Genomic DNA, 22,441 nt, shown 5'->3' with positions numbered 1-22,441 from the left:
GAAAAAGCGCGATTGGATCACGTCTTGGGTGGGAATCCACACACGGTATCAGGCGTTGTACCCGGTGGAGACCAACCCCTCTATAGCTGTGTCGTATAGGGGGATCTCAGGAGGCTTAGAACATGGGCGAGCGTGCACTTCGCGGTACCCGGCTCGGCGCGACCAGCTACGAGAACGACCGCAACACCGATCTGGCACCCCGCCAGGAGGTGTCCTACACCTGCCCCAGGGGTCACCACACCACCGTTCCACTGGCCGCCGAGGCCGAGATCCCCGCGAGCTGGGAGTGCCGTCACTGCGGCTCCCCCGCCCTCCGGGTCGACGCCGAGCAGCCCCAGCAGAAGAAGGCCAAGCCCCCGCGCACCCATTGGGACATGCTGCTGGAGCGACGCTCGATCGAAGACCTCGAAGAGGTGCTGAACGAGCGGCTGGCCATCCTGCGGGCCCAGCGGCGCAAGAGCGCATAGGGACCCATCCCACCACCGACGCGAGGGCGCCCTCCGGATCACCCGGGGGGCGCCCTGTCGCGTCCGGGGCCCGGACCACGTCCGGCGGCTAGGGTCTCGCGTTCTACACGGGCTATCGCGCCGTGGCCAGGCCGACCACCCGCACGACGGTCACAGGAAGGCCGCGACCAGTTCGGCGAACTCCTCCGGTGTCGCCACCCGGACGCCCAGGGTCTCGGCCTTGGTGCGCTTGGAGCCCGCCTTGTCGCCCGCGACCACCAGCGACGTCTTGGCCGACACGCCCGACGACGCCTTGCCGCCCGCCCGTTCCACCAGCTCGTTGACCTCGTTGCGGGACAGCGCCGCCAGGGGGCCGGTCATCGTGCCGGTCACCACCACCGACATGCCCGCCAGCGGCAGGTCGAGCGGCTCGCCCGCCGCTTCGGCGCCGTCGGAATCGCGGGCCGGGGCGCGGACCGCGCCGGGCTGGGTCATGTTCACGCCCGCCTTGATCAGCTTGTCGATCAGGGGGTCGAGTTCGGCCAGTTCGGCGACGACCACGGGGGCCTTCTCCGGGCCGATGCCCTCGACCTGCTGGATCGCGGCGGCGTCGGCGGCGCGGATGGCGTCCATGGTGCCGAAGTGGGCGGCGATGCGGCGGGACATGCTGCGGCCGGTGCCACGCACGCCGAGCGCGCAGAACACGCGGCTGAGCGGCTGGGCCTTGGCGCGTTCGAGGGCGGCCAGGAGGTTGTCGGTGCTGGTCTCGCCCATGCGGTCCAGGGCGAGCAACTGGTCGCGGGTGAGGAAGAACAGGTCGGCGAAGTCGGTGATGAGGCCGGCGTCGAGCATCTGCTTGATGCGGTTGACGGCCAGGCCCTCGATGTCGAGCTGGTCGCGGCCCACGGCGTATTCGATCGAGGCGATGGCGCGGCAGGCGCGGCCGCGCACGCACCGCCAGCGTTCCTGGCCGGCGTCGATGGCGTCGCCGCACGACGGGCAGACCTGCGGGATGTCGATCGGCGTCTCGTCGCCGGTGCGCAGGTGGACGACCGGGGCCTCGACCCGCGGGATCACGTCGCCGGCCTTGTAGACGGTGACCGAGTCGCCGATCATCAGGCCGCGCCGGGCGATGTCGGCGGCGTTGTGGAGGGTGGCGTAGGTGACGACCGAGCCGTCGAGCTCGACCGGCTCCAGCACGGCGCGTGGCGCGATGATGCCGGTGCGGCCGGTGTTCCACTCCACCGCCAGCAGCTTGGTGATCTTCTCGGTGGCGGGCAGCTTGTAGGCCACCGCCCACCGGGGGGCGCGCGAGCTGAAGCCCGCCGCCGCCTGGTCGGCGGCCAGGTCGCACTTGACCACGATGCCGTCGATGCCGAACTCCAGGTCGGCGCGGGCGGCGGCGATCTCCTCCACCCGCGCCTGCACCGCCGCCAGGTCGGAGACGAGCACCCCGGCGACCGGCGTCACCGCCGTGGTCTGCACGCCCTGACCGGCCACCCACTCCATGATCTGGCTGTGCGGCAGCTCCCGCAGCCGGACGGCCAGCGGCGAGCCGTCGCCGGGCGGCAGCGGCAGGGCGCCGTAACCGAAGAACGTCAGCTCGCACACATAAGGGCGGTCCTTGGTCCGCAACGTGCCCGCCGCCGCGCTGCGCGGGTTGGCGAAGGTGGTGCCGTCGTGGGCCTGCCGTTTGGCGCACGCGTCGGCGAACTGCGCCGTGGTCATCATCACCTCGCCGCGCAGCTCCACGGTGACCGGCTCGGCCAGCCGCTCGGGCAGCCCTGCGATCGTGCCGATGGAGTGGGAGACGTCCTCCCCCGCCTGGCCGTCACCCCGCGTGACCAGCTGCACCAGGCGGCCCCGCCGGTAGCGGGCCGAGACCGCCAGCCCGTCGAGCTTGGCCTCCACGCTCCACGCCGTCACGGGGCGGTCGAGCCGCCGCTCCAGCGACGCCGCCCACGCGGCCAGCTGGTCGGGGCCGAACACGTTGTCAAGGCTGAGCATCGGCACCGTGTGGGGCACGTCGCCCACGACCGCGCCGCCCGCCACCTTCCCGGTCGGCGACGTCGGGAGCACCTGGTCGGGATGTCCGGCCTCGTAGGCCTCGATCCCGCGCACCAGCCGGTCGTAGGCGTCGTCGTCAAGGGCGGAGGTGCCGTCGCCGTAGTAGGCGGCCGACGCGTCGACGGCCAGCTGCACGGCCTCGGCGTAGGCGCTCTCGTCGGCGATCGCCGTCATGGGGGGTGTCTCACTCATGCCCCTCATCATGGCGAACCCGACCGACAATCCCCGAAGGCCGCGCGGTAGGCCGTCGGCGTCACCCCGGCGACGCGTTTGAACCGGTCGCGGAAGGCCGCCGCCGACCCGAACCCGGACCGCGCCGCCACCCGCTCCACCCCCTCGTCGGTGCTCTCCAGCAGCAGCTGGGCCCGCCGCACCCGGGCCAGCAGCAGCCACTGCAGCGGGGTCGTCCCCGTCTGCTCGCGGAAGCGCCGGCTGAAGGTCCGCTCCCCCATCCCGGCCCGGCGCGCCAGCCGCGCCAGCGTCACCTCCCCGTCGAGGTTCTCCTCGATCCACGCCAGCACCGGCTCCAGCGACGACCCGCGCGGCACGGCCGGCGGGGCGTGCGGGACGAACTGCGCCTGCCCGCCCTCCCGTTCCAGCGGCACCACCGACAACCGCGCCGTCGCCGCCGCCACCGCCGACCCGAAGTCGCGCCGGACCAGGTGCAGGCACAGGTCGAGCCCGGCGGCGGCCCCGGCCGAGGTGAGGATCTGGCCGTTGTCGACGTACAGGACGCCGGGGTCCACCTCCACCTCGGGGAACGACCGGGCCAGCAGGCCGGCGGCGGCCCAGTGGGTGGTGGCGCGCAGCCCGTCGAGCAGCCCGGCCGCCGCTAGGGTGAAGGCGCCCGCGCAGATCGACACGATCCGGGTTCCGGCGGCCGCCGCCGCGCGCAACGCGTCGAGCACCTCCGCAGGCGGCGGGGGCGCGCCTTCCGAACATCCCGGGACGACGACCGTGCCCGCCTCCCGCAGCGCCGACAGGTCGTGCGGCGCGACGATGGCGAAGGCCTCCCCGGCCACCTGCGGGGCGGGGGCGCAGACCACCACCCGGTAGGGGCGGCTCCCGTCGGCCAGCCGGACCCGCCCGAACACCTCCACCGGCGTCGCCAGATCGGCCGCCACCACATGGTCCAGCGCCAGGACCGCCACCGTGTGCATTCCCCCACGCTAGTGCGGCGGGAACCCGGCGCTGATTGTCCGTTCACCCCCTGGGGCGGCCCCGCCCGGCCGCCCTACCGTGGCGCTGCCACCCAGAAACCGCCGAGAACGGAACCCCACATGGCCGTCGTCATGCCGATCGTCATCGGGCTGATCTGCGCCGCCCTGCTGTCGCTGATCCCCGAACCGCACCGCCGCCCGGTCAACGCCGTGCTCGTCGCCGGCGCGGGCGCCGCCTACCTGGGTGGCGGCGGGCTCGGCTACGCCGAGTTCCTGATGCCCGCCGTCATGACCTACGTCGCCTACCGGGGCCTGACGAACTGGAACTGGATCGGGATCGGCTGGTTGCTGCACACCGCCTGGGACGTCGTCCACCACCTCCAGGGCGCGCCGATCATCCCCTTCTTCGCCGACTCCAGCTTCGGCTGCGCCCTGTGCGACCCCGTCATCGCGGTGTGGTGCTTGGCGGGCGGGCCGTCGATCACCCGCCTGTGGCGTCACAGGGGCCAGGACTCCCGCCGCCAGGCCGCGTCCCAGAACATCCACTCGTAACGGGCCGTCGCCACGAAGTGCTCCGCCGCCCGCGCCCGCTGCGCCCCGGTCGCCTCCGCGCCCAGCCGGTCGGTCAGCGCCACCACCCGGCGCACGGTCTCCTGGAACTCCTCGTTCCCGTACGCCGCGATCCACCGCCGGTACAGGGGGTCGGGCGACGAGCGCGCCAGCAGGTCGGCCCCCACCCGCGCGTAGATCCAGTAACACGGCAGCACCGCCGCCAGCCCGTCGAGGAACGAACCGCCGTACACCGTGGCCAGCACGTAACTCGTGTACGCCCGCGTCGTCGGCCCCACCGGCTGGGCCGCCGCCTCCTCGGCCGACCCGCCCAGGTCGGCCATGAACGCGGCGTGCATCTCCCGCTCGGCCGCGATCGCCCCCACCGCGTCGCCGGCGAACGCGCGGGTGACCTCCTCGTCGGGCGCCCTGGCCGCGCACACCGCCAGCGCGCGGGCGTAGTCGCGCAGATAGTGGGAGTCCTGGACGACGAAGTGCCGGAACGCCTCCCTGGGCAGCGTCCCGTCGACGAGCCCGGTGATGAACGGATGACGGAGGATCGCCTGGTAGACGGGGTCGACGGCGTCCCACAACCCGTCGCTGAACGTGGTGAGGGACGTCGGCTGATACGTCATGGTGAGACCTTCTCCCTACGCCGGCATGACCCGGTCAGGTTCAAGCGGTCTGCGGCCGTCCAGCCGCACTCTCAGCCCGGTACGCCGGGCTCCCGCGATGTCATGATCAACCTAACCGACACGCCGCCCGCCGCAAAGAGGGTCAGCCGATGACGTCCCTCACCCACCCCAGGCTCACCAGACCACTCCCCGCCCCCGCCAGCTCCCCCGCCGCCGGCCGCAACGCCTCCCGCGCCCGATCGAACACGACGCCGTCGCCCCGCGCGCGGGCGGCCGTCGCCAGCAACGTCCACAACGCCTCGGCCAGCAGGTCGCCCGGCGGATCGGGCACCGCGCCCAGATCGGCGTCCGGCCGCAGAACCGGACGCACCCACGGCTCGAACGGGCCGTACACCCCCGGATCGGCCGGCTCGGGCGCACGGCCGTGCCGGAGCCGCAGGCACAACGACGCCAGCGCCGGCAACCCCTCGCTCAACCCGGGCATCCCCGCGCCCTCCAGCAGCCCGGCCGCCTCCCGGTAGGCCGCCTCCTTGGCCGCGAACGCCGCCGCCGGATCCTCCGCCCGCCGCAGCGCCCGGTACCAGGCCGTGAACACCGACGTCAGCGGCCGGTCGTGCCGCACCGCCAGCACGTCGAGACGCGCCGCCTGCCCGTCTGCCCCGGCGAAGTCGCCGACCGCGCACACCGACTGCAGACCGATCAGCCGGCCGAGGATCTCGTAGTTCGCCAGACCGTGGCGGGCCGCCACCTCGACGATCTCGGCCCCGATCCGGGCCCGCCGCCCCGACAGGCCGGTGCGCCCGAACTCCTGCATGTAGGCGCCGTTCAGCGCGAACACCAGCAGCACCGGGTCCTCCAGCCCGCGCGCGATCTCCACCGCCTCGGCCGCCGCCGCGCGTGCCCGCCCCGACCCCCCGCCCCGCGACTCCACCGCGATCGTGGCCAGCAGCCGCGCCCGCGTCGCCGGCGCCGCCCCGGCCGCCAGCCGGTCGAGCGTGCGCGCCGCCGCGCCGACCACCCGCGCGGCCTGCGCCGGGTCGTCGGACCGCGTCCAGATCGCCGGTACGTCGTAGGCGCCGATCACCCGCGCCACCAGTTCGGCGTCACCCAGCTCCTCGGCCGCCTCGACCGCCGCCGCCCGATGCTCCCGCGCCGCCACCAGGCCCTCGCCGCCGGTCACCGCCAGGCCGCGCATCAGCCCGACCGCCGCCTCCAGCCTCGGCCCGGCCCCCGGCGCGACCCGGTCGTGCGCCGCCGCCGCGCTCGCCCACACGCGCGCGGCCGCGTCGCCGAACGCCAGCCGGTCGTCGTGCCGCAGGATCGCCTCCTCCAGGTGCCGCAACCCCGGCCCCGGATCGAGCCCCAGCCGCCCCGCCAGCTCCGCCCGCGCCGCCCGCAGCGCCGCCAGCGCGTCGGCCTGCCGTCCCGACCGGTACAGCGCCAGCGCCAGCAGCCGCCACATCTCCTCCCGCCACGGATGGGCCCGGGCGTGCGCGTCGAGATCGAGCACCGCCTCGGCGGCCCGGCCCAGCTCCAGCAGCGCCTGCGCCCGCCGCTCGACCACCCGCAGCCGCACCTCCGCCAGCCGCGCCCGCTCCCCCTCGGCCCACGCCATCCCGGCGTACGCCGGCCCACGCCACAACCCGAGCGCCGCATCGAGCCGGGCCAGCACGACCGACGGCGGCCCGCCCGTCCGGGCCGCCTCCTCGAACCGCCACACGTCCGCCTCGGCCCGCACCGCGTATCCCGGGCCCGCCGTCACGATCACCCGCGGCGGCGTGCGCGGCGGCCGGCCGGGCTCCAGCGCGCGCCGCAACGCGGCCACGAACGTCCGGATCGCCGCCACCGCGCCCTCCGGCGGGTCGTCCCACAGATCGGCGGCCAGCACCTCGACCGGCACCACGCGGCCCCCGGCCGCGACCAGCCGCGCCAGCACCTCACGATGGCGCGGCCCGCGCAACGCGATCGCCGCCCCCGCCGCGTCCCACGCCTCCACCGGCCCGAGGACCCCCACCACAACGGACACACCGCCACGCTAACGCTCATCGGATGCTCATCCGCACCCGGCAACCTCGACCCCGTGCTCGAGAACTTCACCCGCCACCGCGTCCCCGTCGCCGACGACGTCACCCTCACCGCCGCCGTCGGCGGCTCCGGGCCCGCGATCGTCCTGCTGCACGGCTTCCCGCAGACCCGCCTCATGTGGCGGCACGTCGCCGCCGACCTCGCCACCACCCACACCGTCATCTGCCCCGACCTGCGCGGCTACGGCGACAGCGACAAACCCGCCACCGGATACTCCAAACGCGAGATGGCCGCCGACGTCGTCGCCCTCGCCCACGCCCTCGGCCACGATCGGTTCGCCCTGGCCGGGCACGACCGGGGCGCCCTCGTCGCCTTCCGCGCCGCGCTCGACCACCCGGCCACGATCACCCACCTGGCCTGCCTGGACGTCCTGCCGACCCTGGACATGTGGGACGTCCTGCACGGCGCCTCGGCCGCCGTGGCCTGGCACCTCTACCTCATGGCCCAGCCGCCCGGCCTGCCGGAGACGCTCATCGCCGCCGACCCCGACGCCTTCTTCGGCCACTTCCTCGACGCCTGGGTCCGCGATCCCGAGGCCCTCCGCGACGTCCGCGACGCCTATCTGACCGCCGCGCGGCAGGCGATCCCCTCGATCGTCGCCGACTACCGCGCCTCCGCCGGCGTCGACGTCGACCACGACGCCGCCGACCGCGCCGCCGGAACCCGGCTCGCCATGCCCGTCACCGTCATCCAGCAGGACTGGGGCGCCGCCCTCGGCTACGACGCCGCCGCCCTGTGGCGGGCCTGGGCGCCGGACCTGCGCCACCACACCACCACGGCCGGCCACTTCATGGCCGAGGAGGCCCCTGCGGAGATCACCGGGCGAATCCGCGAACTGCTGGCCCGCTGACCAGGTGAAATTCCGGCAAACCCCGGCGCCCCCTGGCACGTCGGCACGCCTCCGGGGCGCCCGCCCGTGAACATCATGGAGCCCTTCGACAGAAGGGATGACCCATGCGTGCGATCCTGTGCGCCGCCGCCCTCGCGCTCACCCTCGCGCCGCTCCAGCCGGCCGCGGCCGACACCGGCGACATCACCTGCCACGGCGGCAGCCTCAGCCTGAGCTACACCCCCGGGCTGACCTACCGGAGGACACCCGCCTGGATGGCCGGAACGGGCGACCTCGGCGTCTGCTCCTCCGCCCGCCACCCGGCCATCACCGGCGGATCCGTCCGCGTCGAAGGCGGCCTCACCAGCCAGTGCCCCGGTCCCATCGGCCCCGGCTACGCCCGCATCGCCATCACCTGGAACGACGGCACCACGACCACGGTCAACAACGTCCTCTACCGAGGCGACCTGACCGCGTACACCCTCGAAGGCGGCACCGCCCACCTCACCGGCCGCACCACCAGCAACCTCATCGACCTCGGCGCCGGGTGCGTCCTCAACGGCGTCACCCACACCACCGCCACCATCGACCGGCTCACCACCGACCACGGGTGAACGGTCAGCGGCCGAACCGGCGGCCCCGGCCCGCGTACGAACGAAGCGCCCGCAGGAAGTCGATCTCCCGGAAATCGGGCCAGTAGCACTCGCAGAAGTGCATCTCCGCGTACGCCGACTGCCACAACATGAAACCCGACAGGCGCTGCTCGCCGCTGGTCCTGACGATCATGTCGAGCGGCGCCTGCGCCGCCGTGTAGACGTGCCGCGAGATCGACTCGGCGTCGAAGCCGTCCAGGATGTCCTCCAGCGGGACACCCGACGCCAGCTGCTCACCGATCGCCGACCGGACCGCGTCGGCGATCTCACGCTGACCGCCGTAGCCGATCGCGACGTTCACCTTCGCCCCGCCCCGCCGGCCCGCCGTCCGGGCCGCCGCGTCCTTGATCGCCCGGGCCGTGGCGTCCGGCAGCAGGTCCAGGCTGCCGATCGGGGTGACCTCCCACCGGCGGCCCGGCGCGGCCAGCTCCTCGACGACGCCCTCGATGATGCCCAGCAGGGCCGCGACCTCGTCCTTCCCGCGGGCCAGGTTGTCGTCGGACAGCAGGTAGATCGTCACCTGCTCGATCCCGTAGGCGTCGCACCAGCTCAGGAACGTCGGGATCTTCGCCCCGCCCGCCCGGTGCCCGTCGGCCGGATCACGGAAGCCCGCCGACCGCGCCCAGCGGCGGTTGCCGTCGACCATGATCCCGATGTGCCGCGGCATCAGCTCGCGGGGCAGCCGCCCCGCCAGCCGCCGCACGTAGATCCGGTCGAGCACGCCCCTCAGCCGCCGTCGCATCCCCATCATGGGCTCATCGTCGACCGGCCCCGCTCCTCCGGACAACCGCCTGCACCGAACCCCCACCGAAAAACGACAAGCGGTCCTCGCCGGTTGACGGGGGAACGCCCGGCGGATCTAATGGGCCCCGATGTCGCGTGACTCCGGTCAAAGAGCAGTGGGCCGGCCGGTGATCGGGCGAACATCCTTCACGCGAAGGGTCTTCGACACCCCGCCTCTCTCCTAGCACGCCGCCGGCACCGTTCCCGTGTGCCGCCTTCGGCGACCCCTTTTTTTCCTTTCATCCTGATCTTCGGAGACACGCATCCGCATGCCCACGTCATTCGACCAGTCCGTCATCGCCGAGTTCCGCGCCAACAAGGGAAGGGTCGGCGGCCCCTTCGCGGGCGGTGACCTGCTCCTGCTCACGACCACCGGCGCGAAGTCGGGAAAGGAGACCACCACTCCGCTGGGCTATGTCCGCCACGGCGGCTCGCTGCTGGTCGTCGGCTCCAACCTGGGCGCCGCGCGGCACCCCGGCTGGTACCACAACCTGCTCGCCCATCCTTCTGTACGGGTGGAGCTCGGCGCCGACACCTTCGAAGCCCTGGCGATCCCCGCCGAGGGAGCCCGCCGCGACGCGCTGTTCGAGCAGGTCGTGAAGGTCTCCCCCGGCTACGCCGACTACCAGGCCGCCACCACGCGGCTGCTTCCCGTCGTCGTCCTGGAACCGGCCCGGCCCGGCGAGGTCGCCACTCTCGCCGACAAGCTCCTGGAGGTCCACACCTGGTTGCGCGGGCAGCTCCGCCACGTGCGGGCGGAGGTCGAGGCGCACTTCGCCGCCGGGCCCGGCGAACCCCCGGGTCTCGGCCTGCAGATCCGGCAGCGCTGCCTGGCGTTCTGCCAGACCCTGGAGTTCCACCACGCCGGGGAGGACGGGCACCTCTTCCCCGGCCTGGCCCCGCACCATCCCCACCTGGCGGGCGCCTTCGCCCGGCTCGCCGCCGAACACCACACGATCGCGCGGGTCCAGGGCGAGCTGGCCGCCCTCCTGGCCGACATCGGCACCGCCGACCCCGGGCGTTTCCGCGCCGAGCTCGACCGCATGTCGGCGGAGCTGAACGCGCACCTCGACCACGAGGAGGCGGTCGTCCTCCCCCTCCTGGCCGGGATCCCGTGGCCTCCGGCGCGCCCGTGACCGCGCCGTGAGCCGTCTCTGGGGTACTGTTCTAGAACACTCACTGTTCTAGAACAGTCCGGAGGACGACGTACATGAGCGAACACGCCCTGATGAGCGACCCGGGAACCACCGGGCGGTTCGGCGACTACGGCGGGCGGTACGTCCCCGAGTCGCTGATCCCCGCCTGCCACGAGATCGAGGCCGCGTTCCGGGACGCCTGGGCCGACCCCGGCTTCCGCGACCGGCTCACCACCCTGCTCACCGTCTACGCCGGACGCCCCACCCCGCTGACCCCCGCCCGGCGGTTGTCGCGGGAACTCGGGATCACGCTGCTGCTCAAGCGCGAGGACCTCACCCACACCGGCTCACACAAGATCAACAACGTCGTCGGCCAGGCGCTGCTGGCCCAGCGGATGGGCAGACGGCGGCTGCTGGCCGAGACCGGCGCGGGACAACACGGCGTCGCCACGGCCACCGCCGCCGCCCTCCTCGGGCTGGAGGCGACCGTGTTCATGGGCGAGCGCGACATCGAACGCCAGGAGCTCAACGTCCTGCGGATGAACGTGCTCGGCGCCGAGGTCGTGCCGGTCACCAGCGGCAGCCGCACCCTCAAGGACGCCTGCAACGAGGCCATGCGGCACTGGGTCGCCTCCGTCGGCGACTCCTACTACTGCGTCGGCTCGGTGATGGGGCCGCACCCCTACCCGTGGATGGTGCGCGAGTTCCAGCGGGTCATCGGCGAGGAGGCCCGCGCCCAGTGCGCCGCCGAACTGCCCGCCGCGGTGCCCGACTACGTGGTCGCGTGCATCGGCGGCGGGTCCAACGCCGCCGGCACCTTCGCCGGGTTCGTCGGCACCACCGCCCGGCTCGTCGGCGTCGAGGCCCACGGCGGCGCGGCGGCCACCTCCGGCCGGTCGGGCATCCTGCACGGCTTCCGCTCGCTCGTCCTCCAGGACGACGACGGCCAGGTCAGGGAGGCCCACTCGATCGCGGCCGGGCTCGACTACCCCGGCATCGGGCCCGAGCACGCCCACCTCCGCGACGACGGCCGCGCCCGGTACGCGACCGTCACCGACGACGAGGTCGTGAGCGCGCTCGTGCGCCTGGCCCGCACCGAGGGGATCCTGGCCGCGCTGGAGTCCTCCCACGCCCTGGCCTGGGTGATCCGGGCCGCCGAATCCGGCGGGATCGCGCCGGGGTCCACCGTGCTGCTGACCCTCTCCGGCCGGGGAGACAAGGACATCGCCTCCATCAGGGAGCTGCTGTGACGCTCGAAGAGTTCCTGACCGCCCGCCGCGACGCGGGCCGTGCGCTGCTCGTGCCCTACGTCACCGGCGGGGTCACCCCCGGGTGGACGGACGTCGTCCGCGCCTACGCCGACGCCGGGGCCGACGCCGTCGAGATCGGCCTGCCGTTCTCCGACCCCATGCTCGACGGCGTCACCATCCAGGAGGCCTCCGACCGGGCCATCGCGGGCGGGACCACGGTCACGCGTATCCTCGCGGAGCTGGCCGCGCTCGACGTGGAGGTGCCGCTGTTCGCGATGACGTACAGCAACCTGGTCTTCCAGCGGAGCGCCGCCGCGTTCTGCGCGGCGCTGCGGGCGAGCGGGCTGCGCGGGCTGATCGTGCCCGACTCGCCGCTGGAGGAGGTCGGCGAGCTGGCCGGCGCGGCGGCGGCCGAGGGGCTGGACCTGGCGCTGATGGCCGCGCCCTCGTCCTCCCCCGAGCGGCTGCGCGCGATCGCCGCGCGCAGCCGGGGGTTCGTCTACGCGGTGACGCGGATGGGCACGACCGGCGAGGACGGCGGCATCTCCGCGGAGGCGGCCCGGCTCGGCCGTGACCTGACGGCGCTCACCGACCGGCCGGTGCTGTTCGGCTTCGGGGTGTCCGACCCCGCTCGGGCCGCCGAGCTCGCGCGGCACGCCGACGGCGTCGTGGTCGCCTCGGCGCTGATGCGCCGGCTGCTCGACGGCGCCGGGCCCCGCGAGCTGGGAGAGTATGTGGCGAGCATCCGCCGCGCGCTCGACCGCCCACTCGACAGGGAGCCCGATGAGCAGTACGCCCCGCTACCGCGCCATCGCCGACGACCTGATCGCCAAGATCCGGTCGGGCCACTACCGCGCGGGTGAGGCGCTGCCCGCGCAACGTGAGCTCAGCGCCTCCTACGGCGTGACGATGATGACGCTCCGGCAGGCGCTGCAGGTCCTCAGTGCCGAAGGGCTGATCGACCAGCGGGCCGGCCGCGGCACCTACGTGAGGCGGCCCAGCGCCGAATACCCCCTCGACACCCTGCGCAGCCTCGGCGACGACCTGCGCAGGCAGGGCCATCCCCTGCGAACCGAGGTGCTCTCGGCCGCGCTGCGGCCGGCCCCGCGCGCGCTCACCCGGCTGCTCCCCGACGCGCCGGCCGGCCTGCGGGCCCTGCGGCTCGCCCGGGTGCGCCACCTCATGGAGCGGCCCGCCGTCCACCAGATCTCGTGGATCGTCGAGCCGTACGCCTCGGCGATCAGGGGCGCCGACTTCACCGAGACCCCGCTCTACACCGCGCTCGCCGACGCCGGGGCGCGGGTGCACCGGGCGACCGAGCGCATCAGGCCCGCCCTGCTCACCGCCCCCGTGGCGGCCCGGCTGGGGCACCCGGCGGGCAGCCCGGTGTTCGTCAGCGAACGGGTCACCTACGACGACCGGGGTGCGCTGGTCGTCACCGACCACGCCACGATCCTCGGCGAGTGGATGGAGATCCGGGCCGAGCGCAAGGCCGCGGACCTGTCGTTGCACTGGTCCGGCGCCTTTACAAAGTAGATCCAGAGCGGGCTTGCGTCCGGGCGGGGCCGCCGGGTTATAGTTCCGGCGAAGGTCATGAGTGCCAGCGCACAGCCCCGGCTTGCTGGCCGGCAACCCTCGCGTCCGCGGCGGGGTGCCCCGGGTGAAGACCTGGTCCGTCGCGGGGTGCGACGGGCAAGCGCGTGGCTCTCCTGGAGGCGTTGTGTCCCCCGTGTTGTCCCTTGACGTGCCCGTCCGCGACGGCGCCCTGGTCCCCTACGCCAACCTCGACTACGCCGCGAGCGCCCCCTGTCTCCAGGCGGTCAGCCAGGCCGTGGCCGAGGCGCTGCCCGCCTACTCCAGTGTCCACCGGGGCGCCGGGTACGCCTCCCAGCTCACCACCGCCCGCTACGAGCAGGCCCGCCACACGATCAAGGCGTTCGCCCGCGCCCGGCCCGACGACGCGCTCGTGTTCACCCGCAACACCACCGACGCGATGAACCTGCTGGCCCGCGGCCTGCCCGAGGGCACCACGGTGGTGGTCTTCGACACCGAGCACCACGCCACCCTCCTCCCCTGGTCCGCGCCCGTCCGCCTGACGCCGCCCGCGCTGCCCGGCGAGGCCCTCCGCGCCGCCGACGAGGCGCTCGCCGCGATCGACGGCCCCGCGCTGCTGGTCGTTACCGCGGCCTCCAACGTCACCGGCGAACTGTGGCCGATCGCCGGGCTCGCGCACATCGCCCACCGGCACGGCGCCCGCATCGCGGTCGACGCCGCCCAGCTCGCCCCCCACCGCCCGCTGAACGTCGCCGCCCTCGACCTCGACTACGTCGCCTTCTCGGGCCACAAGCTGTACGCGCCCTTCGGCACCGGCGTGCTGATCGGCCGCCGCGACTGGCTGGAGCGGGCCGAGCCCTACCTGAAGGGCGGCGGCGCGGTCGTCTCGGTCGGCGAGCAGGCCGAGTGGCAGACCGACGTGGAGGCCCGGCACGAGGCGGGCACCCCCAACGTGCTGGGCGCCATCGCCCTGGCCGCCGCCTGCGACCACCTGAGCCAGACCGGCTGGACCGGCCTGATCGAGGAGGAGGAGCGCCTGCTCACCCGCCTGCGGACCGGGCTGGCCGCCATCGAGGGCGTGCACGAGCTGGCCCTGTGGCCCTCCGACCACCCCCGGGTCGGCATCGTGTCCTTCGTCGTCGACGGCCACACCGCCCGCGAGGTGGCCGAACGCCTGTCGGCCGACCACGGGATCGGCGTCCGCGACGGCAAGTTCTGCGCCCACCCGTTCGTCCGGCACCTGCTCGGCGTGGGCCAGGGCGGCTGCGACGAACTCGGCGGCGCGGTCCGCGCCTCGATCGGCATCGGCAGCACCGAGGAACACGTCGACCGCCTGCTGTCGGCCCTCAGCAGCCTCGCGAAGCGGGTCAGGGCCGCCTGACCCGGCCGTCGGCGGGGCTGAGCCCCGTTATGGCCAGGCCGAGGAGGCGGTTGGCCTCGGCCGCCGGGTCGGGGTGGTCTTCGGTCGCCAGGGCGATGCCGGTGATCAGGGCGAGCAGGTCGGTGACGGTGACGCCCGGAGTCAGGTCGCCGGCCGCCTGCCGGACCAGGGGTTCGCCCGCCTCCGTCAGCTGGGTCGTGGCGCAGTGTTCGTGTTCCACGTCGGCCGTCCGGTCGCGGTTGAGGGCCATGGCCAGGCCGCGGATCGTGGCGGCCGAGGTGGTCACCGCGTTCAGCCACTCCAGGAGGGCCGCGCGGGTGTCGGCGCGGCCGACGCGGTCGCGGGCGTGGGCGCACAGGTTCTCCACGCGGTCGCGGAAGACGGCGGCCAGCAGGGCGTGCCGGGTGGGGAAGTGGCGGCGGACCGTGCCCGAGCCGACGCCGGCGATCCGGGCGATCTGTTCCAGTGACGCGTCGGCGCCGTTGAGGGCGATCTCCTCCTCGGCGACGGCGAGCAGGCGCGCGTAGTTGCGCTGGGCGTCGGCACGCATCGGTCCTGACCTCGGGGTTGCTAAACGGCGGGGGCCTCCGTATCGTACCGGAACAGAAACGGCGGGGTCCGCCGTTTTTTGAGAGGAGTGTCATGTCCCACGTTCTGGTCACCGGCGCCACCGGGCAGCAGGGGGGCGCGACCGCCCGCGCCCTGATCGAGGCGGGAGTGCCCGTCCGGGCGCTGGTCAGGGATCCGTCGACGGCGAAGGCGCAGGCGGTCGAGGCGCTCGGGGCCGAGCTGGTGACGGGCGACCTCTACGACCGCGGCTCGCTGGTCGCGGCGGCGCACGGGGTCAGGGCGGTGTTCTCGGTGCAGATGCCGCCGATGGACGGGAACGGCATCGACTTCGACGGCGAGCGTGTGCAGGCCGAGAACCTGATCGAGGCCGCGCTGGCCGCCGGGGTGCCGCAGTTCGTGCACACGGCCGTGTCGGGGGCCGCGCAGAAGATCACCACGGAGCGGTGGGCGCACCTGCAGCCGTACTACACCACCAAGTCCGGCATCCAGGACCGGGTCCGCGAGGCGGGGTTCGCCCACTGGACGCTGATCAACCCGGGCTGGTTCATGGAGAACTTCCTGCCGTCGGCGGCCTACCTGCTGCCGCGCGGCGTCGAGGGCGGCCTGGTCACGGTGCTGAAGCCGCAGACCAGGTTGTCGCTCGTCGCGGTCGACGACATCGGGCGGGCCGCCGCCGCGGCCGTGCTCGACCCCGAGCGGTTCCACGGGATCGAGCTGGAGCTGGCGAGCGACTTCCTGACGATGACGGAGATCGCCGCGATCCTCTCCAAGGCGCTCGGGACCGAGCTGACCGCGCCCGACCTGACCGAGGAGGAGGCGCTGGCCAAGGGCATGCCCGTGTGGGCGGGCGCCTCGCACGAACGGACCGGGGCGGTCGGGCAGCCCGCGCGACCGGAGTACGCGCGGGCGCTCGGCATCCCGCTGACCAGCTTCGAGGAGTGGACCGCGAAGTACCTCTAACCGGCGATCAGCTGGTCGCGCAGGGTGGTGCGGACGTCGCAGTTGGCCAGGGCGAACGAGTCGGCCAGGGCGATCAGCTCGTCGTCGGTGAGGCCGCGGAACAGCTCCGCGTACTCGTAGGCGAGCGGCTGGGCCACCGTCAGGTTGAGCAGCAGGGTGCGCACCCAGTCGTACTGGCCCCAGGGGTAGGGGTCGAAGCCGGGGAACTCGTCGGCGATCATCTGGTAGAAGGGGCCGGTCACCTCGGCGACGCCCTTGCCGTCGCTGCCCCACTGGTCGGCGCCCAGGCGCACCTTCTTGGCGACGAAGTCGCCGAACCGCTTCAGGTACGGGGAGTCGGGACGCACCATGACCAGGCCCTGGCGGCCCAGGTCCTTGTACATCCAGATCGACCACCCGGCGCCGTCGCGCTTGAAGATGTCGAGCTGGTCGGCCAGCAGCCGGCGGAGCTCGGCGTCGCGGGGCTCGGAGCCGGTGTAGATGGGGCCGAACTCGCCGACCCACACGGGGGTGCCGGTGCGGGTGCAGTATTCGGTGCGCTCGGCGTACTTGGCCTCCAGGGCGGCCTTGTCCCAGTGCTTCCCGGCGGTCTCGCCCGGGTAGGGGCCGCCGCCGCCCAGGCCGGGGGCGGCGTAGTCGTGGGCGACGTACACCGTGTTGTCCCACGGCTCGTCGAAGACGTCGAACTCGGTGGAGTAGGTGTTGCCGTCCAGGAACAGGATGTGCCGGTCGTCGATCGCGCGGATGGCCTCGACCAGGCGGGTGTAGAACGGGCCGACCACCTTGCGCGACTCGTCGGCGGGCTCGTTGATCGGGTTGTAGCCGGCCACCCAGGGGTTGTCCTTGTAGTGCTCGGCGATGTGCTCCCACATCTTCACCACGCGGTCCTGGAAGTGGGGGTGGTCCCAGAACAGGGGGCGGTGGGTGATGTTGTCGGAGTGCCAGTGGTGGTTCTGCGAGCCGGGCAGGGCGTGCAGGTCGATGACGGTGTAGATGCCGTGCCTGGCGCACGCCTCCACCGCCCGGTCCAGGTGCTTGAAGCCCTCGGGCTTGAACTCGAACGGCCGGGCGTCGTCCTCGAAGTGGCGGTAGTTGACGGGAAGGCGGACGCAGTTCATGCCCATCTCGGCCAGCAGCTTCGCGTCGTCCTCGTTGAAGAACGCGGTCAGCAGGCGGTCGAAGAACAGCTCGTACTTCTCGTCACCGAGGACCTCGCGCACCAGGCTGCGCATGAGCGCCTCGTTGCCCGAGTAGCCGGTGATGAAGTTCTCCATGTTCAGCCAGCCGCCGACCGCGACGCCGCGCAGGCGGACGGGGGTGCCCGACTCGTCGACGAACTGGCGTCCTTCGACCCGGAGGAAGGTCATGTGAGGGGTTCCTTTACTTGATGGCACCGGCCGACAGGCCGCGTTCGAACAGGCCCTGGAGGCAGAGGTAGGCGACGATCTCGGGGATCGCGGTGATGACCGCGCTGGCCAGGACCTTGGTCTGGTCGTTGCTGAACTGGCTGACGAAGAACTGCGGCAGCAGCGTCACGGTCTGCTGGGCGGGGTCCTGGATGAGGACCAGCGGCAGCAGGTAGGCGTTCCACGAGCCGATCAGGGTCAGCACCACGATCGCGGCGGCGATCGGCCGCGTCATGGGGATGATGATGTAGCGGAAGGAGGTGAACGTGCTCGCGCCGTCGATGCGGGCGGCGTCGAACAGCGCGTCGGGCACGCCGTCGACGAACCGGCGGGCGATCAGCACGGTGAAGGGGATCTGCAGCGCGGCCAGCGGCAGCACGACCGCCCAGTAGGTGTCGTAGACGCCGAGGGCCAGCGTCGTGGCGAACAGCGGGGTGAGCAGGACGACCTCGGGCAGCGTGAGCGCGGCCAGGATCATCCAGAAGTAGACCTCCTTGCGGCGCACGCGCAGCTTGGAGAAGCCGAAGGCGGCGAGCATCGTCAGGACGTACACGATGGCGATCGTCGAGACCGAGATGATGACGCTGCTCTTGAAGAACGTGCCGATCGTGCCGACCTCGAACACCGCCCGGTAGTTGCCCCAGCCCTCCCCCGCCAGCGAGCCCTGGACCATCACGACCAGGGGGAACAGGTAGGGGATGACCATCGCGGTGACCAGGATCTGCAGCAGCAGCCTGGCCGACGGGCGGCGGGCCTCAAACACCGCTCTCACCGTCCTTCCGGTTCGATCGGGCGGCGACGGCGATGGCGCCGAGCAGGGCCAGCACGAGGAGCATGATCGACAGTGCCGCCCCGTAGCCGACGTGGGCGCTGGGGATGCTGATCCGGTAGATGTAGGTGCCGAGGAACTCGGTGGCGTAGTTGGGGCCGCCGATCGTCACCAGGTAGGGGATGTCGAAGGTCTTCAGCGCGCCGATCACGCTGAGCATGGCGAGCGCCACCGTGGTGCTCCGCACGCCGGGCCAGACGATGCTGACCAGGGTGCGCAGGTTGCTGGCGCCGTCGGTGCGGGCCGCCTCCAGCACCTCCGGGTCGATCTGGCCCATCGCGGCGTAGTAGAGCACGAAGGTCAGCCCGGTGAAGTTCCAGACGGTGATGAACATGATCACGGGCATGGCGGTGCTCGACTGGGCCAGCCAGGGCTGGGAGAGGAAGCCCAGGCCGACGTGGTCGAGGAACCAGTTGAGCTGGCCGTCGGCGGCGAACATCTGCCGGAAGACCGGCGCCATGGTCGCCGGCGCGATGACGACCGGGGTGAACACGATCACCTTGTAGACGGTGGCGAGCCGCACCTTCGAGTGCAGCAGCGCCGCGAAGGTGAAGCCGATCGCGGTCTGCGCGGTGAAGGTCACCAGGAAGAAGATCACGGTGTGCCAGATGGCCTGCCAGAAGATCGGGTCGACCAGGATGTCCTGGTAGTTCTGCAGGCCCACCGAGGTCGGGGTGGGGCTGGTGCCGTCCCAGTCGAGGGTGGACAGGTAGCCCGTCTCGCCGATGCAGTAGTAGAGGATGCCGACCACGAAGACGAACGCGGGCAGGATCCACGGAAGGCCGGAGGGGCGGATCGCCCCGCTCCGGGAACCGGGTCCCGGAGCGGAGGATCCGGAAGGACGGCGTGCCCCGGTCTTCGATGTGGTCGTGGAGGTCAAGGGTTCCGTCCTCGGGGGTTACTTGATCTTCGAAGCGGTGTCCTGCAGCGTGGCCGCGGCCTCCTCGGGAGTGGCCTCCCCGGCCGCCACCGTGGTGGACGCGACGCCGATCGCGGTCTGCAGGTCGGCGACCACCGTGGCGAGGCGCGGCTCGTCCGACTTGCCGGCGTCGGAGATCAGCTTCTCCAGCGCGGGCTTCTGCACCTCGGGGTTGACCAGCTTGACGGCGTCCCAGTTGGGCTGGGCGCTGACGAGGGCGGGGATGTCGTTGAGGATGTCGGCCACCGCCTGCTGGCCCTCGGCGGAGGTGCCGAGCCAGGTCGCGAAGGTGGTGGCGGCGGCGATGTTCTTCGACTTCTGGTTCACGGCCAGGCCGAAGTCGGCGTCGCCGTAGAGGGAGCCGACGTTGCCGGTGCCCGCGATGTCGGGGAAGGCGATGGGGAGCTGGGTGAACGGCTTGGGGTCGGCGACGCCGGCGCCGGAGATGGCGGCCGTCATGCCCTCGACGGTGGAGTACTGCATGTACCAGCTGCCCATCATGACCATGGCGTACTTGCCGGACATGAAGCCGTTGTTGGCGTCGGGGTACTGCTGGGTGCCGAGCGCGCCCTCCTGCATGATCCCGTCGTCGAACAGGCCCTTCCACAGGGTCAGCGCCTTGACGATCGTCGGGTCGGTCCAGGGCACCTCCTTCTTGAGGGCCTTCTCCCACACGCCCGGCTGGACGTTGTTGGAGATCGCCTGGAGGGTGTCCTCGTTGAACGCGGTCTGGGCGGCGCCCTGCACGAAGCAGCCGACGTTGTTGGCCTTGAAGGTCGCGCAGACCTTCTTCCACTCGTCGTAGTTCGTGGGGGGCTGCAGGTTGTACTTGTCGAACAGGTCCTTGTTGATCCAGACCGTGCCGGAGAACACCGAGCCGACCGACAGGGCGGCGAGCTTGTCGCCGTTCTTCAGGCTGGAGACCCCGATCGGCGCCAGCTTCGACTCCCAGTCGGCGCCCAGCGCCTTCTCCACGGCGGGCTTCAGGTCGATGGCGTTGACGCCGTAGATGTCGACGGACCCGTTGGCCGCGCCGGGGGCGACGTCGAACACGTCGGGGCCGACCGACGAGGCGAGGGCGGGCCGGATGGCCGCGTCGTACCCGTCGATGGTGAGCTTCTTGAAGGTGACCTTGATGTTCGGGTAGACCTTGTTGAAGGCCTTGATGTATGCCTCGGCGGGCGCCGCGTCGGGGGTCCAGCCCCACCAGGTGATCTCGCCGGAGTCGGCGGATCCCTGATCCGCGTTCTGGGCGGCGTTCTGCCCCGGCGCCCCGCCGCCGGCGCACCCGGCGAGCACCAGCGCGCCGCTCATGAGCGCGGCGGCGAACCCGAGGGGACGACGCTTCCAGATTCGCGAAGATCCCAGCATGTGTCTCTCCTTGCGCGTGATAGGCACGCACCGTGGTACTGACGCCGTTCCGCGCCCTGTGAGAACTGTCGAGAGCCGGAGCAGGCAAGGCTTCCGAAAACTCCGAAAGTTTCGAAAGCGGTCTCGAAAGAGAGAAACACCGAGCTCTCGGCAGTGTCAAGAATTTCGGCTAAATTGTTTCCGTCGAGTTTCGAAACTCCGGATCTTGCCCGGTCGGCGGTCAGCACCGGTCCTTACGGACGGTCTGCGAATGCGACTAAGTCTTCGCAGTTCACAAGCGCTATGGACGGCACCGGCCCGGCCGGTGCTACGGTGAAGGAAAGTTTCGACAGATCGAATCTACGCATGATGAGGTGTCGTGCCGAAGCGGGTCGCAACCAGGCGCGCCGACCGGGTGACCATCGCGATGGTCGCCTCGGCGGCGGGGGTATCCGTGCCGACCGTGAGCAAGGTGCTCAACGGCCGTGACGCCGTGGGCCCGGAGACCCGACGACGCGTGCAGGATGCGCTGGAGGCCACAGGCTACCAGCGAAGGGCCAGGTCAGAGCCACGCAAAGTGGGTCTGGTCGACTTCGTGATCACCGAGCTCGACACCGCCTGGGCGAGCGAGCTGCTGCGCGGCGCCGAGCAGGAGGCCTACCGGCTGGGGGCCCGGCTGGTGCTCACCGTCACCCACGACCGGCAGGCCAATCCGCGCGAGTGGCTGGCGGCGATCGCCTCCCGGCCGACCGACGGCGTGGTCCTGGTCGGGTCGGGCACCCAGCACCTGGGGGCGGCCCGGCTGCGCACGATCGACGCGCCGTTCGTGGTCGTCGACCAGGTCGGCGGCTTCGACAAGGACATCCCGACCATCGGCGCGACCAACTGGGCCGGCGGTTTCGCGGCCACCGAGCACCTGATCGGCCTTGGCCACGAGCGCATCGGCATGATCACCGGGCCCGACGGCGTGCCGTGCAGCATGGAGCGCCTCGACGGCTACCGCGCCGCCCTGCGCCGGGCCGGGCTGCCGGTCGACGAGCGCCTGATCCGGCCGGGCGACTTCTATCCCGAGAGCGGCCGCCGCGGCGCGGCCGACCTGCTTGACCTGCCCGAACCTCCGACCGCCGTGTTCGCCGCCTCCGACCAGCAGGCCGCCGGCGTCTACGAGGAGGTGCACGCCCGGGGCCTGCGCGTGCCCGACGACCTCAGCGTGGTCGGGTTCGACGACACCGAGGTCTGCGAGTGGACGACCCCGAAACTGACCACCATCCGGCAGCCCCTGGCGCAGATGGCGATGCTGGCCGTCCGCAACGTGCTGGAGGCCGAGCACCCCGCCGAGGAGCCGTTGCGGCTGGAGCTGTCGACCAGCCTGGTGATCAGGGACAGCACCGCGGCGCCGTCCGAAACTTCCTCGAAACAGGCTTGACGTCCGGAAAAGTCAGCCCTACGGTGTCTCCGAATGCTCGGAGTTTCGGATAATTGCCGAAACTTTCTTTGAAGGAGTCCCCGGTGCCTCTCGTGCAGATCGACCTCGACCGTTCCCTCGCCGAACGGCTCGGCCCGCAGATCAGCGAAGGCGTCCACCAGGCTCTGGTGGACGGGCTCGGGATGGACCCGACCGACAGGTTCCAGATCTTCCGCACGCACGCCCCCGGCGAGCTGATCGCCGACCCCGGGTACAACGGCGTCGACCGCCGCGACCTGATCAGCATCCAGATCCAGATGGTCCACATGTACGACGTGACCACCAAGTGGGCGACCTTCGACCTGATCGCGAAGAACCTGGCCGACCTCGGCATCCGCAACGACGACCTGCTGATCAGCGTCGTCGAGAACGGCTTCGAGGACTGGTACGCCGGCAAGTCCCGCAACTAGGAGT

General features: G+C 72.2%; 22 protein-coding genes and 2 riboswitches. Of the genes, 12 read left to right on the top strand and 10 right to left on the bottom strand.

Going from position 1 to position 22,441, the window contains the following annotated elements; all coding sequences use genetic code 11:
- The first annotated feature begins 122 nt into the window (after positions 1 to 122).
- Complete coding sequence (locus QSK34_RS08620) at positions 123 to 467, top strand: RNA polymerase-binding protein RbpA (RefSeq protein ID WP_030453745.1); 345 nt, start codon at positions 123 to 125, stop codon at positions 465 to 467.
- A gap of 150 nt (positions 468 to 617) precedes the next feature.
- Here QSK34_RS08620 and ligA read toward each other — a convergent pair whose 3' ends face one another.
- Both ligA and QSK34_RS08610 read right to left on the bottom strand, forming a co-directional pair.
- A complete protein-coding gene (gene ligA, locus QSK34_RS08615) occupies positions 618 to 2,705 on the bottom strand; it encodes an NAD-dependent DNA ligase LigA (protein ID WP_285581815.1) in 2,088 nt (695 codons plus the stop codon).
- Between the two features lie 8 nt (positions 2,706 to 2,713).
- Positions 2,714 to 3,673 (bottom strand): GlxA family transcriptional regulator, encoded by a 960-nt coding sequence (locus QSK34_RS08610; RefSeq protein WP_285581813.1) that lies wholly within the window; start codon positions 3,671 to 3,673, stop codon positions 2,714 to 2,716.
- Between the two features lie 120 nt (positions 3,674 to 3,793).
- Between QSK34_RS08610 and QSK34_RS08605 the strand changes: the two genes are divergently transcribed.
- On the top strand, positions 3,794 to 4,225 hold the full coding sequence (locus QSK34_RS08605) for a DUF6010 family protein (RefSeq protein ID WP_285581811.1): 432 nt from the start codon (positions 3,794 to 3,796) through the stop codon (positions 4,223 to 4,225).
- Here QSK34_RS08605 and tenA read toward each other — a convergent pair.
- Complete coding sequence (gene tenA / locus QSK34_RS08600; protein WP_285581809.1) at positions 4,171 to 4,857, bottom strand: thiaminase II; 687 nt, start codon at positions 4,855 to 4,857, stop codon at positions 4,171 to 4,173. The genes QSK34_RS08605 and tenA overlap by 55 nt on opposite strands.
- Positions 4,853 to 4,963: riboswitch (TPP riboswitch) on the bottom strand. Its footprint overlaps the gene before it by 5 nt.
- A gap of 36 nt (positions 4,964 to 4,999) precedes the next feature.
- The gene (locus QSK34_RS08595; protein ID WP_285581807.1) at positions 5,000 to 6,883 is read right to left on the bottom strand and encodes an ATP-binding protein; all 1,884 of its coding nucleotides are present in this window, start codon (positions 6,881 to 6,883) and stop codon (positions 5,000 to 5,002) included.
- Between the two features lie 54 nt (positions 6,884 to 6,937).
- Here QSK34_RS08595 and QSK34_RS08590 point away from each other — a divergent pair, with 54 nt between their 5' ends.
- Together QSK34_RS08590 and QSK34_RS08585 are read left to right on the top strand one after the other, a co-directional pair.
- Entirely contained in the window at positions 6,938 to 7,792 is an 855-nt protein-coding gene (locus QSK34_RS08590; protein WP_285581804.1) for an alpha/beta fold hydrolase, read from the top strand.
- Between the two features lie 104 nt (positions 7,793 to 7,896).
- Positions 7,897 to 8,385, top strand: coding sequence for a hypothetical protein (locus QSK34_RS08585; protein ID WP_285581802.1), 489 nt, complete (start codon positions 7,897 to 7,899; stop codon positions 8,383 to 8,385).
- Between the two features lie 4 nt (positions 8,386 to 8,389).
- On the opposite strand, the gene QSK34_RS08580 is transcribed toward QSK34_RS08585, so the two are convergent.
- Entirely contained in the window at positions 8,390 to 9,166 is a 777-nt protein-coding gene (locus QSK34_RS08580) for an isoprenyl transferase (RefSeq protein WP_502875403.1), read from the bottom strand.
- A gap of 310 nt (positions 9,167 to 9,476) precedes the next feature.
- On the opposite strand from QSK34_RS08580, the gene QSK34_RS08575 reads away from it, so the two are divergent.
- From QSK34_RS08575 to QSK34_RS08555, 5 genes are all read left to right on the top strand, one after another.
- Positions 9,477 to 10,343: a nitroreductase/quinone reductase family protein gene (locus tag QSK34_RS08575; RefSeq protein ID WP_285581800.1), complete on the top strand. Its 867-nt coding sequence runs from the start codon at positions 9,477 to 9,479 to the stop codon at positions 10,341 to 10,343.
- 74 nt (positions 10,344 to 10,417) lie between these two features.
- Positions 10,418 to 11,593, top strand: a complete 1,176-nt coding sequence (trpB, locus tag QSK34_RS08570) for a tryptophan synthase subunit beta (RefSeq protein ID WP_285581798.1) — start codon at positions 10,418 to 10,420, stop codon at positions 11,591 to 11,593.
- Positions 11,590 to 12,456 (top strand): tryptophan synthase subunit alpha, encoded by an 867-nt coding sequence (gene trpA, locus QSK34_RS08565; RefSeq protein WP_285581796.1) that lies wholly within the window; start codon positions 11,590 to 11,592, stop codon positions 12,454 to 12,456. The genes trpB and trpA overlap by 4 nt, the downstream gene beginning before the upstream one ends.
- Positions 12,377 to 13,129: a GntR family transcriptional regulator gene (locus tag QSK34_RS08560; RefSeq protein WP_285581794.1), complete on the top strand. Its 753-nt coding sequence runs from the start codon at positions 12,377 to 12,379 to the stop codon at positions 13,127 to 13,129. Before trpA ends, QSK34_RS08560 begins: the two co-directional genes overlap by 80 nt.
- A 53-nt stretch (positions 13,130 to 13,182) precedes the next feature.
- Positions 13,183 to 13,298: riboswitch (SAM riboswitch) on the top strand.
- Between the two features lie 15 nt (positions 13,299 to 13,313).
- Positions 13,314 to 14,528 (top strand): aminotransferase class V-fold PLP-dependent enzyme, encoded by a 1,215-nt coding sequence (locus QSK34_RS08555; protein WP_285581792.1) that lies wholly within the window; start codon positions 13,314 to 13,316, stop codon positions 14,526 to 14,528.
- Here QSK34_RS08555 and QSK34_RS08550 read toward each other — a convergent pair.
- Positions 14,515 to 15,078 carry a TetR/AcrR family transcriptional regulator gene (locus QSK34_RS08550; protein ID WP_285581790.1) on the bottom strand — a complete coding sequence of 188 codons (564 nt, stop codon included), beginning with the start codon at positions 15,076 to 15,078 and terminating at the stop codon, positions 14,515 to 14,517. The two genes, QSK34_RS08555 and QSK34_RS08550, sit on opposite strands and share 14 nt — an antisense overlap.
- 92 nt (positions 15,079 to 15,170) lie before the next feature.
- On the opposite strand from QSK34_RS08550, the gene QSK34_RS08545 reads away from it, so the two are divergent.
- Positions 15,171 to 16,058, top strand: a complete 888-nt coding sequence (locus QSK34_RS08545; protein ID WP_285581788.1) for an NmrA/HSCARG family protein — start codon at positions 15,171 to 15,173, stop codon at positions 16,056 to 16,058.
- Here the strand turns inward: QSK34_RS08545 and QSK34_RS08540 are convergent.
- From QSK34_RS08540 to QSK34_RS08525, 4 genes are read right to left on the bottom strand one after another with little or no spacing between them, the layout of a single operon-like run.
- Positions 16,055 to 17,425 (bottom strand): glycoside hydrolase family 5 protein, encoded by a 1,371-nt coding sequence (locus QSK34_RS08540; protein WP_285581786.1) that lies wholly within the window; start codon positions 17,423 to 17,425, stop codon positions 16,055 to 16,057. The genes QSK34_RS08545 and QSK34_RS08540 overlap by 4 nt on opposite strands.
- A 13-nt stretch (positions 17,426 to 17,438) precedes the next feature.
- Complete coding sequence (locus QSK34_RS08535; protein WP_197038681.1) at positions 17,439 to 18,236, bottom strand: carbohydrate ABC transporter permease; 798 nt, start codon at positions 18,234 to 18,236, stop codon at positions 17,439 to 17,441.
- Entirely contained in the window at positions 18,220 to 19,173 is a 954-nt protein-coding gene (locus tag QSK34_RS08530) for a carbohydrate ABC transporter permease (protein ID WP_202609511.1), read from the bottom strand. Before QSK34_RS08530 ends, QSK34_RS08535 begins: the two co-directional genes overlap by 17 nt.
- An 18-nt stretch (positions 19,174 to 19,191) precedes the next feature.
- Entirely contained in the window at positions 19,192 to 20,583 is a 1,392-nt protein-coding gene (locus tag QSK34_RS08525; protein ID WP_161477758.1) for an ABC transporter substrate-binding protein, read from the bottom strand.
- Between the two features lie 358 nt (positions 20,584 to 20,941).
- Here QSK34_RS08525 and QSK34_RS08520 point away from each other — a divergent pair, with 358 nt between their 5' ends.
- Both QSK34_RS08520 and QSK34_RS08515 read left to right on the top strand, forming a co-directional pair.
- Positions 20,942 to 21,988 carry a LacI family DNA-binding transcriptional regulator gene (locus tag QSK34_RS08520; protein ID WP_285581782.1) on the top strand — a complete coding sequence of 349 codons (1,047 nt, stop codon included), beginning with the start codon at positions 20,942 to 20,944 and terminating at the stop codon, positions 21,986 to 21,988.
- 83 nt (positions 21,989 to 22,071) lie between these two features.
- Positions 22,072 to 22,437 carry a tautomerase family protein gene (locus QSK34_RS08515; protein ID WP_161477759.1) on the top strand — a complete coding sequence of 122 codons (366 nt, stop codon included), beginning with the start codon at positions 22,072 to 22,074 and terminating at the stop codon, positions 22,435 to 22,437.
- The last annotated feature ends 4 nt before the right edge of the window (positions 22,438 to 22,441 follow it).

Source organism: Herbidospora sp. NBRC 101105, assembly GCF_030269205.1.
Lineage (GTDB): Bacteria > Actinomycetota > Actinomycetes > Streptosporangiales > Streptosporangiaceae > Herbidospora > Herbidospora solisilvae.
Note: the sequence above shows the minus strand (reverse complement) of the source record. Positions and strands in the feature narration are given on the sequence as shown.

Bases quoted from the DNA above. Each gene is read 5' to 3' on its own strand.
- QSK34_RS08620 (WP_030453745.1), top strand. From the start codon at position 123: ATGGGCGAGCGTGCACTTCGCGGTACCCGGCTCGGCGCGACCAGCTAC.
- ligA (WP_285581815.1), bottom strand. From the start codon at position 2,705: ATGAGTGAGACACCCCCCATGACGGCGATCGCCGACGAGAGCGCCTAC.
- QSK34_RS08610 (WP_285581813.1), bottom strand. From the start codon at position 3,673: ATGCACACGGTGGCGGTCCTGGCGCTGGACCATGTGGTGGCGGCCGAT.
- QSK34_RS08605 (WP_285581811.1), top strand. From the start codon at position 3,794: ATGGCCGTCGTCATGCCGATCGTCATCGGGCTGATCTGCGCCGCCCTG.
- tenA (WP_285581809.1), bottom strand. From the start codon at position 4,857: ATGACGTATCAGCCGACGTCCCTCACCACGTTCAGCGACGGGTTGTGG.
- QSK34_RS08585 (WP_285581802.1), top strand. From the start codon at position 7,897: ATGCGTGCGATCCTGTGCGCCGCCGCCCTCGCGCTCACCCTCGCGCCG.
- QSK34_RS08580 (WP_502875403.1), bottom strand. From the start codon at position 9,166: ATGCGACGGCGGCTGAGGGGCGTGCTCGACCGGATCTACGTGCGGCGG.
- QSK34_RS08575 (WP_285581800.1), top strand. From the start codon at position 9,477: ATGCCCACGTCATTCGACCAGTCCGTCATCGCCGAGTTCCGCGCCAAC.
- trpB (WP_285581798.1), top strand. From the start codon at position 10,418: ATGAGCGAACACGCCCTGATGAGCGACCCGGGAACCACCGGGCGGTTC.
- QSK34_RS08560 (WP_285581794.1), top strand. From the start codon at position 12,377: ATGAGCAGTACGCCCCGCTACCGCGCCATCGCCGACGACCTGATCGCC.
- QSK34_RS08550 (WP_285581790.1), bottom strand. From the start codon at position 15,078: ATGCGTGCCGACGCCCAGCGCAACTACGCGCGCCTGCTCGCCGTCGCC.
- QSK34_RS08545 (WP_285581788.1), top strand. From the start codon at position 15,171: ATGTCCCACGTTCTGGTCACCGGCGCCACCGGGCAGCAGGGGGGCGCG.
- QSK34_RS08540 (WP_285581786.1), bottom strand. From the start codon at position 17,425: ATGACCTTCCTCCGGGTCGAAGGACGCCAGTTCGTCGACGAGTCGGGC.
- QSK34_RS08525 (WP_161477758.1), bottom strand. From the start codon at position 20,583: ATGCTGGGATCTTCGCGAATCTGGAAGCGTCGTCCCCTCGGGTTCGCC.